The organism is Domibacillus iocasae, from assembly GCF_001750285.1.
Classification (GTDB): Bacteria; Bacillota; Bacilli; order Bacillales; family Domibacillaceae; genus Domibacillus; species Domibacillus iocasae.
Genome location: NZ_MAMP01000022.1, coordinates 251499 through 268379, shown reverse-complemented (window position 1 = coordinate 268379; position 16881 = coordinate 251499). Strand labels below are relative to the sequence as shown.

Sequence of the window (16881 nt, the reverse complement as noted above, 5' to 3'; positions counted from 1 at the left end):
CCTGAAATCATTGCTTATCAAAATATTATTGATTCACTTTTACCATAGACGGGCGGATTACCCGGTCTTTTAGTTTATATCCTTTTTGAAGCTCAGCTAAAACCGAATTCGGTTCTGCTGATTCATCGCTGTCCGTCATAACGGCTTGATGAACAGTCGGGTCAAACGGCTTGCCGACCGTTTCAATTGTTTCGACCCCTTCTCCTTCAAGAGCCGTTACAAGTGTTTTGTAGACCATTTCCATGCCTTGAAGCACCGATTTTGTTTCATCGTGTTCAGGCGTTACTTGCAGCGCCCGTTCAAAATTATCAAGCACCGGCAAAAGTTCGGTTACCAACTTTTGTGCGCGATATTTTTCTATCGCTTCTCGGTCAAGGTTCGCCCGGCGCCGGAAATTATCAAAATCCGCCCGCAGGCGCAAGTAGCGGTCTTCAGATTCATCCAGCTGCTTTTGAAGCTGTTCTTCTTTTGATTCTTCCATTACTTCTTCAATAATCGTTTCTTCCGTTTCCACAGACCCATTTTCTTCTTCAGAAGACGCCGTTTGATCAGCCGGCTTTTCTTCTGTCAATGGCTTTTGTTCTTCTGCCATTGATGCCACCTCCAACATTTCAGTCATCAATTTACGTTCTTGTATTATAAAGACGTGTTAGTACATTCGTCATGTCATGACTTAAAAAATCAACAAGTGTAATAACACGAGAATACTCCATCCGTTTCGGACCGAGAATGGCAATGGTGCCAACCGGCTCATCACCGACGGAGTATGAGGCAGTAATTAAACTGCAGTCTTCCATTGCCTGCTCTGCATTTTCCGTTCCAATCTTCACCTGCACGCCCGCTTCAGTCGGCCGGATCAGCTCATACATATCATGTTCTTTTTCCATCATGTCCATGACAAGGCGCACTTTTTCGATATCACGAAATTCCGGCTGATTAAAAATATTTGTTTTGCCCCCGATAAACAGCTTACCGATCGGCGAACCGCCGGATGCTTCCGCAAACATATGCAGCACAGCTTCGTAATTGTGAAGATGACGTCTCATTAACTCAGTTGTTTCTTTGTAAATTTTTTGGCGAAGTTCTGACAGCGGAACACCGGTCAGCCGATCATTTAAAATATTGACCATTTTTTCAATGTCTGCCGGTTCAATTCCTTCCGGCAATGAAAAAATCTTGTTTTCAACGTGCCCCGTATCCGTTACGATAATGGACACGGCGGATTGAGCATCAATTGGAATGATTTGCAAACTCTTTACTTTGTGATCATTAAATTTTGGGCCAAGGACAATCGATGTGTAGCTGGTCAGTTCCGACAAAATAGTCGCTGCATTTTGAACAGCTTTCTCAAGCCCTTCCTGCCGGTCAGCAAAAACAGAATGAATCGCCGTCCGTTCGCTGCGCCGAAGTGACCCTGGCGACAGCAAGTGATCCACATAATATCGGTATCCTTTTTCAGATGGGACACGTCCGGATGACGTATGCGTTTTTTCTAAAAATCCCATTTCTTCAAGATCTGCCATTTCATTTCGAATCGTAGCTGGACTGTACGAAACATCATCCTTCTTGGCAAGGTTGCGTGACCCGACCGGCTGAGCCGAGCGAATAAAGTCATCAATAATAATTTGCAAGATGAAAAGTTGGCGATCTGTCAGCACATTCATCACCTCTGTTAGCACTCTTTCTATTCGAGTGCTAAATCTACATTTAAATTATCAAAATCCTGTTTGTCTGTCAACGAGTACGCTCACATTTCCGGTTGAATTAAAAAAGATTGAAAAACTTCATTCCCCAAAAACTTCCCGCTATGAGTAAGACGAATGAAATCCTCTTTTATTTCAAGCAGTTTTCGGCCTGTCATTTCTTCAACTGCCTCATGAAAAAGGCACAGCGGATTTTCATTGTATTTTCTTTCGAATGATGAAATGGATACGCCCTCCATTTTCCGAAGACCAAGGAACATTTCTTCTTCCATCTGTTCTCGTTTCGTCACTTTTTGGTTTGTTATATGCGGCCACTGGGCACGTTCAAGAGGCTCCATATATTTTTTTAACGGACCAAAGTTTGCATATCTTTCCCCATTTACATACCCGTGTGCGCCGGCGCCAAATCCATAATATTCATTGTTGTTCCAATATGTTAAATTATGGAGGCTTTCAAACCCCGGACGCGCAAAATTGCTGATTTCATATTGATGAAGGCCGCCTGCCGCCATTTCCCCCATGACTGCTTCGTACATATCAGCTTCGGATTCCTCTTTCGGAAGCGGCAGCTTTCCTTTTGCCATTAAGTTGTAAAAAACCGTTTTTGGTTCAATAATCAGCGAATACGCTGAATAGTGCGGCAAACCAAGTGCAAGCGCCTGCTTAACCGTATCCGCCGCGTCTTCCACCGTCTGTTCCGGCAAACCGTAAATTAAATCAATACTCAAGTTATCAAAACCGGCTTTTTCCGCGTCACGAACGGTTCGCAAGACATCTTCCTTTGTGTGAGTGCGGCCGATGCGCTTTAAGTGGGCCTCATTAAATGATTGCACGCCAATGCTAAGGCGGTTGACGCCCCCTTCTTTTAAGATGCGTAATTTCTCCAATGTTAAATCGCCCGGATTTGCTTCAAAGGTGTATTCCGTATTTGGCAGCTGTGGAAGCCTGTGACGAATAGATTCGACTAAAAAAGACAGCTGCTGCGCATTGAGCGACGTCGGTGTGCCGCCTCCTACGAAAATAGATTTGTATCCGGCGGCGGATTCTGCCATGCCCATTTCCCGGTCGAGGCAGTGTAAATATTGTTCCACCGGCTGGTTTTTCATAAATACTTTATTAAAATCACAGTAGTGACAAATATGATGGCAAAATGGAATGTGAATATAAGCTGCGTTTGTCACGTTCGTTCACGCCTTTCTATACATAAAGGAAAGGTGCCCGGGATCGGGCACCTTCTTGTTATTTCTTCGGATCGTCCATTTTCAAAACAGCCATAAAGGCTTCCTGAGGCACTTCGACTGAGCCGACCTGCTTCATGCGCTTTTTTCCTTCTTTTTGCTTTTCAAGCAGCTTTCGTTTTCGGGAAATATCCCCTCCATAACATTTGGCCAAAACGTTTTTACGCATCGCTTTAATTGTGGACCGGGCGACAATTTTGTTGCCGATCGCCGCTTGAATCGGAACTTCGAACTGCTGGCGAGGAATAAGCTCTTTCAGTTTTTCAACGATAACCTTTCCACGCTCGTACGCAAAATCACGGTGAACGATAAAGCTTAACGCATCAACGGTTTCCGCATTTAGCAAAATATCCATTTTCATAAGCTTTGATTGCTTATAGCCAATTAATTCATAGTCAAACGAGGCATAGCCTTTTGTACTTGATTTTAACTGATCGAAGAAATCATAGACGATTTCAGACAACGGCATTTCGTATACAACACTGACCCGGTTCGTATCGAGATATTGCATATCGATAAAAATGCCACGTTTTCCTTGAGCAAGCTCCATTACCGCTCCTACATAATCGTTCGGCACGATAATGGATGCTTTTACGTATGGTTCTTCAACATGGCCGATTTTTTGTGGATCAGGCATATCAGACGGGTTATCAATGCGAAGCTCTTCACCATCTGTCATTGTCACCTGGTAAATAACACTCGGTGCTGTCGTAATTAAATCAATTTTAAATTCACGCTCAATGCGTTCTTGAATGATTTCCATATGGAGAAGGCCAAGGAAGCCGCAGCGGAAACCAAAACCAAGTGCCTGGGATGTTTCCGGTTCATATTGAAGAGCCGAGTCATTTAATTCAAGCTTTTCAAGTGCATCCCGCAAATCATTATATTTAGAGGAATCGATTGGGTACAGGCCGCAATATACCATCGGATTTAATTTCCGGTAGCCGGCAAGCGCTTCAGTAGCGCTGTTTTTCGCCAACGTAATCGTATCCCCGACCTGTGTATCCCCGACGGTTTTAATCGCAGCGGCCAGGTAGCCAACATCGCCGACTGTTAATTCTGTTCGCTGCGTCGTTTTCGGTGTGAAAACACCGATTTCAGTTACTTCAAATTCTTTCCCGGTCGCCATCATTTTCACTTTATCACCAACTTTGACCGTGCCATCCACAACGCGGATATAGGCAATAACGCCACGATACGCATCATAGATCGAGTCAAAAATCAAAGCTTTGAGCGGGCTATCCGGATCTCCCGTCGGCGCAGGTACTTTTTCAACGATCTGTTCCAAAATGTCTTCGATGCCGATACCGGCTTTGGCGGAAGCCAGCACCGCTTCTGAAGCATCAAGGCCAATGACCTCTTCTACTTCTTTCCTGACACGCTCCGGTTCTGCAGCCGGCAAATCAATTTTGTTGATTACCGGCAAGATTTCAAGGTTGTTATCAAGTGCCAAATAGACGTTTGCAAGCGTCTGCGCTTCAATACCCTGCGCAGCGTCCACGACAAGAATCGCCCCTTCACACGCAGCAAGACTTCTTGATACTTCATACGTAAAATCGACGTGCCCTGGTGTATCAATTAAATGAAAAATATATTCCTGTCCATCTTTTGCGGTGTAATTGAGCTGCACAGCATTTAATTTAATTGTAATGCCCCGCTCCCGTTCAAGATCCATTGAATCAAGAAGCTGGCTTTTCATTTCACGCGCAGTCAATGCTTTCGTCTGTTCTAAAATACGGTCTGCGAGTGTTGATTTCCCGTGATCAATGTGGGCAATGATCGAGAAATTACGAATACGCTCCTGCCGTTCTAGTCGGTCGTTGTTGTTCATGTCAATGTTCACTCCTGTTTATCGGCACATATATACTATTGTGATTATATCAGCGCACTATGCAATTGACAACGAACATTAAACAACCAGGTTAGTCATTTTGCTCCGATTTGATAAAACGGGCTAATATATCCGCAAAAGCAGCCGCGCTCCGTTCGAGTTCTTCACGGGTATTTTCAACGCCGCCCATTTCAATGAGCATCGCCCGATTTGATAAATCCTGATTAAATTTCCCGTTCGTCTGACTGCCGGATTTAACGATAACGCCACGCGAAAGACCGGGATAATATTGTTCAAAAAGCTTGTGGAGCGCTGATGCAAAGCGGGCATTTTCTTCATACCCAGGATGTTCACCACCAACAACAAAAACGGTTTTCGCCATTGCCTGACCGTTTAGTTTAGCTGTTGTAATTGATTTTCCTTGGGAGTCACGATGAATGTCGACAAGATAGGATAAAGTCGGCTCACTTTTTTGAACAGCAGCCACGACCGCCCGGGATTCTTCATACGAAGCACTGTACTTTTTCCCTTTTTTTTTGAGCAGTGCGCCAATATCTGTTTTGTTTATGGAAACACCAATCCCTTTTGATTCTAAATTTTTCGCAATCATCGTACCCACTTCCGTAATATTCACAGGGTCTTGTCCATTTTTTGGTGTGAAGGACTCCGATGTGTGTGTGAAGTAGAGAAGCACTTCTTTTTCTTCTATTGCCGGCGTACCGGTTTCAGGCTTTTTTGGTTCTGCATCCGGTGCTTCAGGGACCGGGAGATCATCTGGCTCATTTGATTCAACCGGCATCGTGGTATAATCGGTTCCTTCCCCGGCAATTAAAATTTGACCGTCATAAATCGAAAAGCCTGGCAGTTCTTTGCCAAGAAACGTCCGCGGATCACGCAAACTGATGCCGGCAGCGGACTGAAAAGCGGCATCTGCCCATCCGAGGGTGCTTTGCTCCGGTGTCGCGACAGAACGAAACGCATGGTTTTCAATGTGAAGAAGCTCATAAAAAGAAGCGGCTGGAATTTCAGCCGCGGCCCGGCTCATGGATTCAGAAGCAAAGTGATAAGAAAACGGCATCACTGTTAAAAATCCCGCTGTCCAAAGCGGCATAACAACTAAACAGGCATAAGCCGGAACAAGCCAAAATGGTGTCTGCTTTTTTTTGTGCCAAAGGATCGTCGCCATCCCCTTTTTAACTCTTGTCCTTTTACCTTATGCACAAAATAAAAAAGCAGACCATTATTTCAGCCTGCAAAAAAAGAGCGTGTTTCTTCCGGCGGACGGTCGTGAAGCGCCTCGTTCAATGCACTGGAAACAATCGCTGCTGCTCCATGAATAAACAAATCAGCTTCTTTTGGGGTCACGATCATATTTAAGCCGGCTGGTGTTAAAACATCATTAATCAATTGATGTTTTTCATTTTCATCGAGCAGTCCGATATTTCCTAAAAACGACCGTTTCCAACTGTCATCCTCCCGGCCGCTTTTTTCTTGTAAATGCTTCATCACCATTTCCACAGCATCACGTGTAACGGTTGATGCATCAATGACCGTTGGAATTCCGATGGCAATAACAGGAATACCCGCTGTATGACGGCTAATTTCTTTTCGCCGGTTTCCAATGCCGGCACCCGGCTGAATGCCGGCATCGGTCATTTGAATAGTCGCGTTCAGCCGTTCAATTGAACGGGACGCGAGTGCATCAATGACGATCAAGAAATCCGGCTTCTCACGCTCGATCAATCCGAGTAAAATATCTCCCGTTTCAATGCCCGTCATCCCCATGACTCCAGGAGAAATCGCACTGACTGGACGATAGCCGGTTTGGACGTGTTCGGGGTGCAGCTTAAATAAATGATTGGTAACAATGAGCCGGTCTGTTACACGCGGACCAAGTGAATCCGGTGTAATGAGGTCATTCCCAAGTCCGGCAATTAAGCAGGAAGCATCCTTTGATAGTCCTGCTCCTTCTATAAATAATCGAATTTCCTCTGCGACAACCCGGCTGATCGCCGCATGGCGCGATGAATCCGATCCACGCAAATCAGTGGATTCGATTGTTACATAATGTCCCGCTTTTCTTCCGGTTATCCTCTCTGCTTCTTCTGAGATTTCGACTGTCGTCACTTTCGTTTCTTCTTTCTCTTCTTCTTTTATTGTGATTCCTTCGACTTTACCGCCATTTTGCTGTTCAGCAATTAAAGCGGACTCGATTGCTAGATCGGTGCGTGGCGACCATTTTTCCATTCGTTTCACCCTCCATTTTTTTCACAGTTTGCCCATGAGTGTAAAAGTTTATTCCTTTACACCTAATTCCTATTGCATTTCTTTTCTTCCTTTGCTAAAATACTTCTTGTTGCTTAATTCAATAATGATTGATAATCGGGTACGAATAAAAGTTCGATCCATTTTAGGAGGTGACAGTAAATGCCAAATATTAAATCTGCCATCAAACGCACAAAAACTGCTCAAATTCGTTCAGCACGCAACACGCAAGCTAAATCAGCTATGCGCAGCGCAGTGAAAAAGTTCGAAACAGCAGCTGCTAATAATGACGAAAACGCAAAAGAATTGCTTGTACAAGCAGTCAGCAAACTAGATAAAGCTGCAGCAAAAGGCCTTATCCACAAAAACGCTGCGAACCGTCAAAAAAGCCGTCTTATGAAAAAGCTGGCTAACTAATAAAGAAAAGCGCAAGGCGCCGGTTTATCGGCGACAAGCATAAGACGAGCACTGACGGAGGCGCTTCTTGCCTTCAGAAGGGCTTGGCTTATGACTTCGAGCCGATGGTGCCTGGAGCTGGACAACGTCTAAAGCTTTGTCCTTTCTTAATAAAAAAAGTGTCCGTTATGGACACTTTTTTTATTTTGTCTTCATCAGTGTCTGCAGACGGAAGAAAAACAATTCAATGATCATTTTCTTTTCCATGCCGCTGCTTTTCATTTCATAATCACATTCGGCAAGCATCTGCATAACCACCGCGAGCTGACTTTCAGAAAAAGCCCGCGCTTGATTTCCCGCTATTTTCACGCGAAATGGATGCACCTTCAGCTGGCCGGCTATTTGCTGCTGCCCATACCCTTTTTTCGTTAATTCTTTTACTTGATAAATAAGTCTGAACTGGCCCGCAACGACCGCTAAAATTTTTAACGGTTCTTCATTCAACCGGATCAAGTCATAATAAATCCGGAGCGCTTCCTGCAAATGGCCTGTGACAAGCCGGTCCACGAGACGAAAAATATCACTTTCAAGCGTTCGCGCCGTTAAAGTCGTTACATGTTCTTCCGTTATTTCATTCCCTTCGCCGGCATGAAGAGCGAGCTTGGCAATTTCCATGGCAAGAACCGATAAATGGAAACCAGCAATCGCCAATAGCTGCTGAATGGCTGAATCTTCTATTACTGCCCCTTCTTCTGCTGCTTTACTTTTAATCCAGCCCGATAGGTCCCTCTCTGCCGGACGTTTTGCTTCTAGCACACCCGCCTGCTTTTTTATTAGTTTCGTTATTTTTTTCCGTTCATCCAATTTTTCAAATCTTCCTTGAAAAGCAAGAATGGTAAACGGAGCAGGATCATGTAAATATTGTTCTAATTTTTTTATATCATGCTCAATTTTCGATTTTTCGGCCGTGAAAAAAAGTGGATTTTGAACGAAAACAAGCTTACGGTCACCGAGAAATGGCAGTGTTTCCGCTTCTTCGATGGCTGCATCCACAGGCACTTCTGTCATATCAAATGACGTCACATTTAAATCGGTGTCATCTCCGTTCAACGCGTTATTCAAAAGCAGCTGACGTGCTTCTTCTATAAAATATTGCTCCGGCCCATACAGCAAATACACAGATCGAAACCGGCCGCTTTTTAATTCTTTTAATACATCCATTTACTCGACTCCATTCTCTTTCTGTTTTCATTTTAGAAAAAACGGCCTCAAATCGCAAGACGCAGCAGCTCTTTTTAAAATGTGAACATTCCGTGGCTGCTTTTCCTTAAATACGCTGCATAGTCTGGATTTTTCCGCTTTCATTGACTATAATTAGAAGGATCAAAGGCTAAGAACACGGCATCCTGCCGCAACGCCTTCGTGACCCACATCGTGTGGGCCCGGATCAAAGGCTAAGAACACGGCATCCTGCCGTAACGTCTTCGCGAGCCATATCACGCGGGCCTAATGAAATAGGAGGGGTAGTTGTGAACGAGTTCGAAAAAAATGTCCAAACAAAACGCAACGATGTAGTAGACTCTGGAGTCGGCTTTATTGCTTCATTCGGCTTCTTTGCGACGATGTTCATTCTTGCCACTGTGATTCAGCTGGTTGGCTGATGCATCGAACGAAAAATCCGCCCTGCGCATACAGGCGGATTTTTATTTGGATCGAATAACTGTTTTAATCTCACTCTTTTCCCCGTCAAATTTGAACGTAATCGCTCCTTGCTTATCTGTGCGATAAACTTTCACACCTTCTTTAGCCAGTGTATCGGTTACTTCTTTATGAGGATGTCCGTAGCGATTATTAACACCTGCTGAGATAACCGCAAATTCCGGATTAACTGCCTTAATGAATGGAACGGAAGAAGATGTTTTGCTTCCGTGGTGACCAACCTTCAGCCAGTCAATATCAAGATTATATTGTTTAACAAGCTTTTTTTCTCCTTCTTCTTCCAGGTCGCCATTAAACAGCCACGTCTTTCCTCCAATTTTTGCATATAGGACAAGTGAATCGTCATTGCCTTCATACTCACGGTCATTTGGTGCTAAAAACTGAAAAAATGCATCCCCTGCCTGCCAGCTTTCTCCTTCAGCTCCTTCCCGAACCTTTATGCCTGTTCGGATAATGCCAGCCATCACATCAACTTCTCCTGACCCCGGTGAAATAAGGATTTCTTTTGCTGGAATTTTCTCAAGCACTTCCGCTGCTGCACCGGCATGATCAAAATCCGCATGGGTAATAATCAGCTTATCCAGCTTTGTTATGCCTTTTCTTTTTAAAAACGGAACGATCGTATCTTTTCCAACTGAAAATCCTCCTTGACGCTCCGTCCATTTCTCTTTTTCAAATGGCATCTGACCGCCTGTATCAATTAAATATGTCCCTTGATTATAGGGCAGTTTTATAAAAATGCTGTCGCCCTGCCCGACGTCGAGAAATGTGACTTCCCCTTCTGACGAATAACGATTTGAAACAATGAGGCCCGCCAGCAAAAGGCTGCAAATGATCAGACTGCTTTTTATCCTTTTTGTGATTTCCCAAAGCAACAAGGACCCAATTGACAAAATAGTGAGAATAACCGCTGTTTTCATATTGGGCTGTCCTGTCACAAGCACAGCAAATGGGGCATCCGCCATGATGGAGGCAAGCTTGTCCATTTTTATTAAAAGCACATTTGCAAGACCGGCGAAAAAGGCAATCGGAACAAAAAAGGAAAGAAAAAATAACAGGAGCAAGGATGGCAGCATAAGAAGTGAATAAAACGGTACAAATATGAGGTTAGCTAAAGGGGCAATAATTGATAACTCTGCAAAATGAACGAGCAGCACCGGCAGCGCAGCAAGCTGTGACAAAATGGAGACAAACCATGATAGCTCAATCGCATTCCGGGCTCTTTTTAAAATAACGCCCGATGATAAAACAAGCGCAAAGGTGACGAGAAACGAAAGCTGAAAACCGGCTTGAAATACACTGTAAGGATGTACAAGTGTCATGATTAAAAAAGCTATGCCAAGCGCAGAAGATGCGCGCAGCTTTATATTGCTAGAAGCAGCAAATAAAATGGCGCCTGTCATTAAGCAGGCACGAATAACAGGTGGAGAAGCACCTGCGAGCAGTGCGTACAGGGGCAGCACAGCTAAAAGCACCAGTCTTGTACGTTCTCGGGTTATTCCTACTCGGATCAAAACGTAAAAAACAAGCCCAGTCAACAGCGTAACGTGCAGTCCGGAAATAGATAGGATATGTACAATGCCAAGGCGTTCATAGTCCTCATCCACTTCTTCTGAACCGGAGGAACGGTCGCCAAACAGAAGTGCAGCTGCCACAGAAGAAAGCGGGGCCGGAAAGGACTCCTTAATCCGGCTTAACGCAGAGATACGCCATGCTGCCGGCAGATAGCGGAGTGAACGATTCATTACACATTGCTCTAAAGAGATTTCTTTAGGCGTTAAGACAAAAAAGGTCTCATCCGCCGCCAAATAGGAACGATAGTTAAACTCCCCCGGATTTCTCGCTTCATTTGGAAGGGCTGCTTCTGCTTGAATACGGCATGTCAAGCCCGGCACCAGCTTCTCATTCAGAAGTTCTTTTTCCTCCTTTGATTGAAACCGATATGTCAGTTTAAGAGCTTCTTTGGAAGATACTTCTACAACATCTGTATTCAACCGATCTCCATCGATTCGCAAATCTTCTTTAAATGAAACGGTCCATTCCGTTTCTAAACCGGTAAAAGCGGATTCATGGCGTGATTCATAAATAGACGCGGCCATAAAAAACAACAAAAAAGTGCCGGTCATCCACATTCTCGTATTTAAATGAACGTTAAAAAGCAAAATGCCTCCTGCCATAAAAAACAGCAACACAAAAGGCTTCGGTGCATGTGTAGCAAACAAAATCGCCGAGAGGGCAGCAATGCTCATATGAAGAGAAGGCATACAACACCGTCCTTTTATTCTGTGGGAATATGAACGACTTCAATATTTTTCAAAAAGTGGCTGTTCCATTTGTTCGGATAAGCATTTCGATAAATAATACGCGCCACACCGGCTTGTGCAAGGGTTTTCGCGCAATTTTCACATGGTTCATGTGTAACGTACGCAGCAGCTCCTTTTAACTTATCCCGCTCTGCATGGAGCACTGCATTCAGTTCCGCATGCAGACAGCGTATACACCGTCCTTGATCAGATAATAGGCAGCCTGCTTCCTGGCAATGCTCATGCCCATGAATCGAGCCGTTATAGCCGGTTGATACAATGTGTTTATCTTTTACGATCACACAGCCGACATTCAACCGGTTACAGGTTGAGCGTGTAGCGACAACGTCCGCAATATTCAAAAAATAATCATCCCAGCTTTTTCTCTCCATTCCAAAACCCTCTTTTCTGTCTTTTCCGGTCTGCGGCCGGTTTATTCTTTTAGTTTATCGGTCTATCTTTCTATTCGTCAAATTCCTTTATTGAACAGTAATAAGCGGCGCCAGCTTTTCAAATGTTTTATCCCCAATACCGGATACATTCTTTAAATCATCTACTGCTGTGAACGGCCCCTCTGTTTCTCTGAAGTCAATGATGGCCTGAGCTTTTGATTCTCCAACGCCAGGAAGCTCCTGCAGTGCAGCCGAATCAGCAGTATTGATATTAATGACAGCTGATTGTTCTGTGCTTCCCGCCGAATTGGCCCCTGGTGCCGGTGTTGACTGAACAACAGCTGGAATTTCTTCTCCTTTTACAGGCACATAAATGACCATTTCGTCCTGTACTTTTTGTGCTAAATTCACTGCAGCGGCGTCCGCCTGTTCCGTTAATCCGCCTGCTTTATTAATGGCGTCATTGACCCGTTCATCACTTGACATCACGTATATTCCCGGCATAGAAACAGCTCCTTTTACATCAATTGCTACTTCAACGGGCACCGCTGCTTCGCTGGCGGCAGGTATTGATTCTTCCTCAGTCTCTATCTGCACTTCTTCTATCGAAGCGGGTTCTGATGCAGGAGGGACAGGATCTTCTCCTGTTAATCCATACAGCCAAATCAGGGCCACTGCCAGTCCTCCAGCAGCCGGAACTTTGTACTTTTTGATCATTTCCTGCACGTTCATCGGTTTCCCCCATTCTGCTGGCATAATTTTTAATTACGGACGTACAGATAACAAGTGAACAAGAAAGGAGCATCCAGTATGAAAATTGGGATCATCGGGACTGGAAGTATCGGCACTGTTTTAGCAGAAGCACTGCTATCCACTTCTGCTGTTGCGCCGGACAACATCTGTCTGTATAACCGTACGATCGAAAAAGCACAACAGTTGAAAGCCGATTTTCCCGGCGTGCATGTATGCCGGACTACAGAAGAAGTTGTTAAAAAGGCGCAGATGATTTTTGTCTGCCTGAGACAGCCTGACTTAAAGCCGCTTCTTCAGTCGATTGCTCCTTTTTTAACAGCTGAACATTGTGTTCTTTCAACTGCAAGCGCTGTTTCGATTAAACAGATGGAGTCCGTTATTCCCTGCCCTTGTGGAAAAGTAATTCCTTCTGTGACGAATACGGCCGCGGCTGGCGGCATTTTGTATTCATTCGGACAGTCATGCGGACCGGACTGGCAGAAAAAAGTGACTGGGCTACTTGAACAAATTTCCGGCGTTGCACTGGAAGCGGATGATAATATCGTACGTGCTGCATCAGATTTGACCGGGTGCGGGCCCGCTTTCTTTTCCAAAATGGCCATCATGTATGCTCATGAGGCCGCCACGTATGGATTAACGAAAAACCAGGCGGAAACATTGGCATTTCATATGATGATCGGCCTTGGAGAGCTGCTGAAACAGAAAAATTGGACATTGGAGATGTTGCCGGAGCGGACCGCTGCAAAGGGCGGCGTGACAGGACGCGGCCTTACCGTCATCGAATCAGAGGCGGGTGAATTGTTCGCGGCGCTATGCAGAATGACGCAGCAAAAAGCTGCTGAAGACAGAAAAGAGGCATCTGCCATATTTGGCATTATAGATTGATTCGACATGTTTTTTCTTTTTCCTTCATTCTTTACAAAATCTTAACAAAAAAAGCAGCTTAGCGGCTGCTTTTTTTTGTTTTGAAAAAAATACGTTCAGATTGGGGACTTGGCGCATCATTTGTAAAATCGGCCGTAATGGCTTCAATATGAAATCCAGCTTCTTCCAGCCAGTCCGCATAGTCTTCCGGCTTAAATGTTCGTTGATGATGCAATTCATCAAACCGTTCATACGCTCCATTTTCTGATTGGACAAAAAACGTCAGTTCATGCTCGACACTATCCCTATGCTCTCCGGGAAATGCATTCCAAATAAACGAAATGTCATCCGCCGCATCGGCAAAGGTTTGTTCCAAAAAAATATGATTGATTTTATAAATAGAATGAACATCAAACAAAAACAAGCCGTCATCTTTCAAATAGTTGAACACCGATTGAAAGGTTTGCTTTACGTCTTCTTCTGTTTCCAAATAGTTTAACGAATCGCAAAAAATGACTGCCGTTTCAAACGTACCGATGCTGTCGAGTTCCCGCATATCCTGCTGAAAAAGCGGGATGGTAAGATTATTCGCTTCTGCCTTTTCACGGGCAATGGCAAGCATATCATCCGAAAGGTCAATGCCTGTTACGTGAAAACCGGCACGCGCAAAGCGAACGGCAAGCTCACCCGTCCCACAGCCAATATCAAGAAGAGAACCGTTCTTCACTTCTTTCCGCAAATACGCTTCCCATTCATCATATGGTGCATCCTGCATCAGTGCATCATAGACGGCGGCAAACCGGCTGTAGCTCATGACATCAGCACATCAACATGCGGTGCATCGCCCCATAGGCGCTCTAGATTATAATAGACACGTTCATCGCGGTGGAATACATGAACGACTACATCGCCAATATCGATTAAGACCCAGCGCGCTTCGTCAAATCCTTCCATCCGTTTAATTTCCATGCCAAGCTCTTCTGCTTTTTCTTTTACTTCACGGGCAATTGCCTGTACTTGCTTATCTGAATTCCCATGACAAATAACGAAATAATCCGCAATCGGCGAAATGCCATCCATATTGAGTGCTGTAATGTTTTCCGCCCGCTTATCGTCTGCCGCTTTCGTTACTGCATGTAGTAATTGCTGTTGTTCTGTCAATTAACCATCGTCTCCATTCTGAATAAAATCATTGTACGTATCCATCGTCACCGGAAAAACCGGCTGTTTTTTACCCATTAAAAATAGGATCGAATTTTTCACTGCAGCCAGAACCGCATCATTCAAATTCTGTTCTGCTATCGTTCGGACATCGTCTACACCCGGAAAGCGTCGGCCGGGCTCAATATAATCGGCTAAGTAAACAATTTTTTCAAGCAGTGTCATTCCCGGTCTTCCTGTCGTGTGCCAGCGTATGGCTGACAGCACTTCTTCATCGTTTACTCCCGCTTCTTTTCTTACAAGAACAGCACCCGCGGGCGCATGCCAAAGCTCATGATGAAATCCAAGCAGCCGAACATCTTCCTGCTCATCAATCAAGATTTGCTTCATTTCTTCTTTCGAACGAAATTTCGCATAGTCATGAAAAATGGCGGCAAGTTCCGCTTTTTCGACATCCGCTCCATATCGTTTGGCAAGCATCACAGCCGTCTCCATTACGCCTAGTGTATGCGCGTACCTCTTATCTGTTAACTGCACTTTAACAAGCTCAAGCGCCCTATTCCGCTCCATATAAGCCATTCTCCTTTATATACCGAATGACCGGTTCCGGCAGCAAATAATGAAGCGTTTCGTTTGATGCTGCTTTTTCCCGCAAAATAGTTGATGATAAATGAATTTCCGGTGTTTCAATGAGGATCACCGGGTATGTTGTCTCTGTTGAGTAACCCGGCCGCTTTACGCCAACAAATGTGACGATCCGGCTTAATTCATCAATTTCCTGCCACTTCGGCAAATATTCAATCATATCTGCACCAATGATAAAATAAAAGGACGTATCCGGTTCTTGTTTTATCAATTCCCGCATTGTCTCAATCGTATACGAAACACCGGCACGTTCAATTTCAATTGTTTCTAGTTTAAACAATTTATTATCTTCAATGGCAAGCTGGGCCATGTGAAGCCGGTGTTCATCCGCTATATGTCCGGCCAGTCTCTTGTGCGGCGGAACAGCATTCGGCATAAAGCGGATTTCATCCAGGTGCAGCGTGTGCAGCACTTCATTGGCTGCAATTAAATGGCCAATGTGCGGCGGATTGAATGTCCCGCCTAAAATCCCAACTTTTTTCATCGCGGCAGAACGATTTTTTTATTTTCTTTTGATTCTTTGTATAAAACAACCGTATGACCAATTAATTGAACAAGTTCTGCTTTTGCTCCTTTAGCCAATGCTTCTGCCACTTCGTATTTATCATCTTCATTATTTTGCAAAATACTTACTTTAATGAGTTCGCGTACTTCAAGTGCCTCCGCAATTTGCTTCGTCATATTTTCGTTGACGCCGCCTTTTCCTACTTGAAAAATCGGGTCCAAATGGTGCGCTTCCGCACGTAAAAATCGTTTTTGTTTTCCTGTCAGCATGTTTTTCCTCCAAGTTTATCTAGTACTATTTTCTCCATACGGTCCGGGTCTGGCAGGACGCCTGTCCACTTTTCAAATGCGAGCGCTCCCTGGAAAGCAAACATTCTTAAGCCATTTTGCACCCGTGCGCCGCGTAATTTTGCTTCTTTCATAATAGCTGTCTCGGCCGGGTTATAAATGATATCAGATAAAAAAGCATCCGGACGAATATTTGCAAGATGGACGGGGCTTTCGTCCACTTTCGGAGACATGCCGATCGATGTGGTTTGAATAATAATATCATAATCGCCCAGCTTTTCTTCCGCATCCGCAAGTGGCAGCAAGGCTGTTTCAACAGGGTATGGACACCGGCTCTTTAATTGTTCTGCTTTTTCTGCTGTCCGGTTAGCAAGGTCCACCCGCACTGCTCCCTGCTGGCCAAGTGTATAATAAATGGCCCGCGCTGCACCACCTGCGCCAATAATCAAGATCTGCTTATCCAATACCGAACTGCCATATTCCTCATTTAAGCCCCGAATAAATCCTTCTCCGTCTGTATTATACCCAATGTACCGGTTCTGGCTTCGGACAACCGTATTGACCGCGCCTATGGCTTTGGCAAGCGGGTCTACTTCATCAAGAAGCGGCATAATCGCTGTTTTGTGCGGCACCGTCACATTAAAACCGGAGATACCGATCGCTTTCATTCCGGGAATCGCCGTTGCCAATTCTTCCCCTTTAATATGAAATGGATGATAATGTGCGTCTATTTCAAGCGTTTCAAACGCGTCATTGTGCATAGCCGGTGACATCGAATGACCAATCGGGTCCCCAATAACTCCATATAACTTTTTCATC

The 16881-nt window shown here is 44.6% G+C and carries 19 protein-coding genes; 3 read left to right on the top strand and 16 right to left on the bottom strand.

All coding sequences use genetic code 11. From position 1 onward, the window contains the following. Positions 1–25: 25 nt before the first annotated feature. From grpE to gpr, 6 genes are all read right to left on the bottom strand, one after another. A complete protein-coding gene (grpE, locus tag BA724_RS12100) occupies positions 26–592 on the bottom strand; it encodes a nucleotide exchange factor GrpE (RefSeq protein WP_069938920.1) in 567 nt (188 codons plus the stop codon). Positions 593–623: 31 nt separating this feature from the next. Continuing rightward, positions 624–1658 (bottom strand): heat-inducible transcriptional repressor HrcA, encoded by a 1035-nt coding sequence (gene hrcA / locus BA724_RS12095; RefSeq protein ID WP_069939242.1) that lies wholly within the window; start codon positions 1656–1658, stop codon positions 624–626. A gap of 89 nt (positions 1659–1747) precedes the next feature. Continuing rightward, positions 1748–2884, bottom strand: coding sequence for a radical SAM family heme chaperone HemW (hemW, locus tag BA724_RS12090; protein WP_069938919.1), 1137 nt, complete (start codon positions 2882–2884; stop codon positions 1748–1750). Between the two features lie 58 nt (positions 2885–2942). Further along, entirely contained in the window at positions 2943–4772 is a 1830-nt protein-coding gene (lepA, locus tag BA724_RS12085; protein ID WP_069938918.1) for a translation elongation factor 4, read from the bottom strand. 91 nt (positions 4773–4863) lie between these two features. Then, positions 4864–5958, bottom strand: a complete 1095-nt coding sequence (spoIIP, locus tag BA724_RS12080; protein WP_069938917.1) for a stage II sporulation protein P — start codon at positions 5956–5958, stop codon at positions 4864–4866. Positions 5959–6017: 59 nt separating this feature from the next. After that, positions 6018–7019 (bottom strand): GPR endopeptidase, encoded by a 1002-nt coding sequence (gpr, locus tag BA724_RS12075; RefSeq protein ID WP_069938916.1) that lies wholly within the window; start codon positions 7017–7019, stop codon positions 6018–6020. 180 nt (positions 7020–7199) lie between these two features. On the opposite strand from gpr, the gene rpsT reads away from it, so the two are divergent. Further along, entirely contained in the window at positions 7200–7454 is a 255-nt protein-coding gene (rpsT, locus tag BA724_RS12070) for a 30S ribosomal protein S20 (protein WP_045851032.1), read from the top strand. A gap of 180 nt (positions 7455–7634) precedes the next feature. Here rpsT and holA read toward each other — a convergent pair whose 3' ends face one another. Continuing rightward, complete coding sequence (gene holA / locus BA724_RS12065; protein WP_069938915.1) at positions 7635–8654, bottom strand: DNA polymerase III subunit delta; 1020 nt, start codon at positions 8652–8654, stop codon at positions 7635–7637. 308 nt (positions 8655–8962) lie between these two features. Between holA and BA724_RS12060 the strand changes: the two genes are divergently transcribed. After that, positions 8963–9094, top strand: coding sequence for a YqzM family protein (locus tag BA724_RS12060; protein ID WP_069938914.1), 132 nt, complete (start codon positions 8963–8965; stop codon positions 9092–9094). A 42-nt stretch (positions 9095–9136) separates the two neighbouring features. On the opposite strand, the gene BA724_RS12055 is transcribed toward BA724_RS12060, so the two are convergent. The 3 genes from BA724_RS12055 to BA724_RS12045 form a co-directional block, all read right to left on the bottom strand. Next, positions 9137–11416, bottom strand: a complete 2280-nt coding sequence (locus BA724_RS12055; RefSeq protein WP_069938913.1) for a DNA internalization-related competence protein ComEC/Rec2 — start codon at positions 11414–11416, stop codon at positions 9137–9139. A gap of 14 nt (positions 11417–11430) precedes the next feature. Next, positions 11431–11847: a deoxycytidylate deaminase gene (locus tag BA724_RS12050; RefSeq protein ID WP_069938912.1), complete on the bottom strand. Its 417-nt coding sequence runs from the start codon at positions 11845–11847 to the stop codon at positions 11431–11433. An 87-nt stretch (positions 11848–11934) separates the two neighbouring features. Continuing rightward, positions 11935–12579, bottom strand: a complete 645-nt coding sequence (locus tag BA724_RS12045) for a ComEA family DNA-binding protein (RefSeq protein ID WP_069938911.1) — start codon at positions 12577–12579, stop codon at positions 11935–11937. 78 nt (positions 12580–12657) lie between these two features. On the opposite strand from BA724_RS12045, the gene comER reads away from it, so the two are divergent. Continuing rightward, entirely contained in the window at positions 12658–13485 is an 828-nt protein-coding gene (gene comER, locus BA724_RS12040) for a late competence protein ComER (protein WP_069938910.1), read from the top strand. 58 nt (positions 13486–13543) lie between these two features. On the opposite strand, the gene BA724_RS12035 is transcribed toward comER, so the two are convergent. Genes BA724_RS12035 through aroE form a run of 6 tightly spaced genes read right to left on the bottom strand, consistent with a single transcriptional unit; the run spans position 13544 to position 16880 of the window. Further along, positions 13544–14278, bottom strand: coding sequence for a class I SAM-dependent DNA methyltransferase (locus BA724_RS12035; RefSeq protein WP_069938909.1), 735 nt, complete (start codon positions 14276–14278; stop codon positions 13544–13546). After that, complete coding sequence (gene rsfS, locus BA724_RS12030) at positions 14275–14625, bottom strand: ribosome silencing factor (RefSeq protein WP_069938908.1); 351 nt, start codon at positions 14623–14625, stop codon at positions 14275–14277. The genes BA724_RS12035 and rsfS overlap by 4 nt, the downstream gene beginning before the upstream one ends. Then, positions 14626–15195 carry a bis(5'-nucleosyl)-tetraphosphatase (symmetrical) YqeK gene (yqeK, locus tag BA724_RS12025; RefSeq protein ID WP_069938907.1) on the bottom strand — a complete coding sequence of 190 codons (570 nt, stop codon included), beginning with the start codon at positions 15193–15195 and terminating at the stop codon, positions 14626–14628. Further along, the gene (locus BA724_RS12020) at positions 15182–15754 is read right to left on the bottom strand and encodes a nicotinate-nucleotide adenylyltransferase (RefSeq protein WP_069938906.1); all 573 of its coding nucleotides are present in this window, start codon (positions 15752–15754) and stop codon (positions 15182–15184) included. Before BA724_RS12020 ends, yqeK begins: the two co-directional genes overlap by 14 nt. Further along, positions 15751–16044: a ribosome assembly RNA-binding protein YhbY gene (yhbY, locus tag BA724_RS12015; RefSeq protein ID WP_069938905.1), complete on the bottom strand. Its 294-nt coding sequence runs from the start codon at positions 16042–16044 to the stop codon at positions 15751–15753. The genes BA724_RS12020 and yhbY overlap by 4 nt, the downstream gene beginning before the upstream one ends. Continuing rightward, positions 16038–16880, bottom strand: a complete 843-nt coding sequence (gene aroE / locus BA724_RS12010; RefSeq protein ID WP_069938904.1) for a shikimate dehydrogenase — start codon at positions 16878–16880, stop codon at positions 16038–16040. Before aroE ends, yhbY begins: the two co-directional genes overlap by 7 nt. Position 16881: the final 1 nt, after the last annotated feature.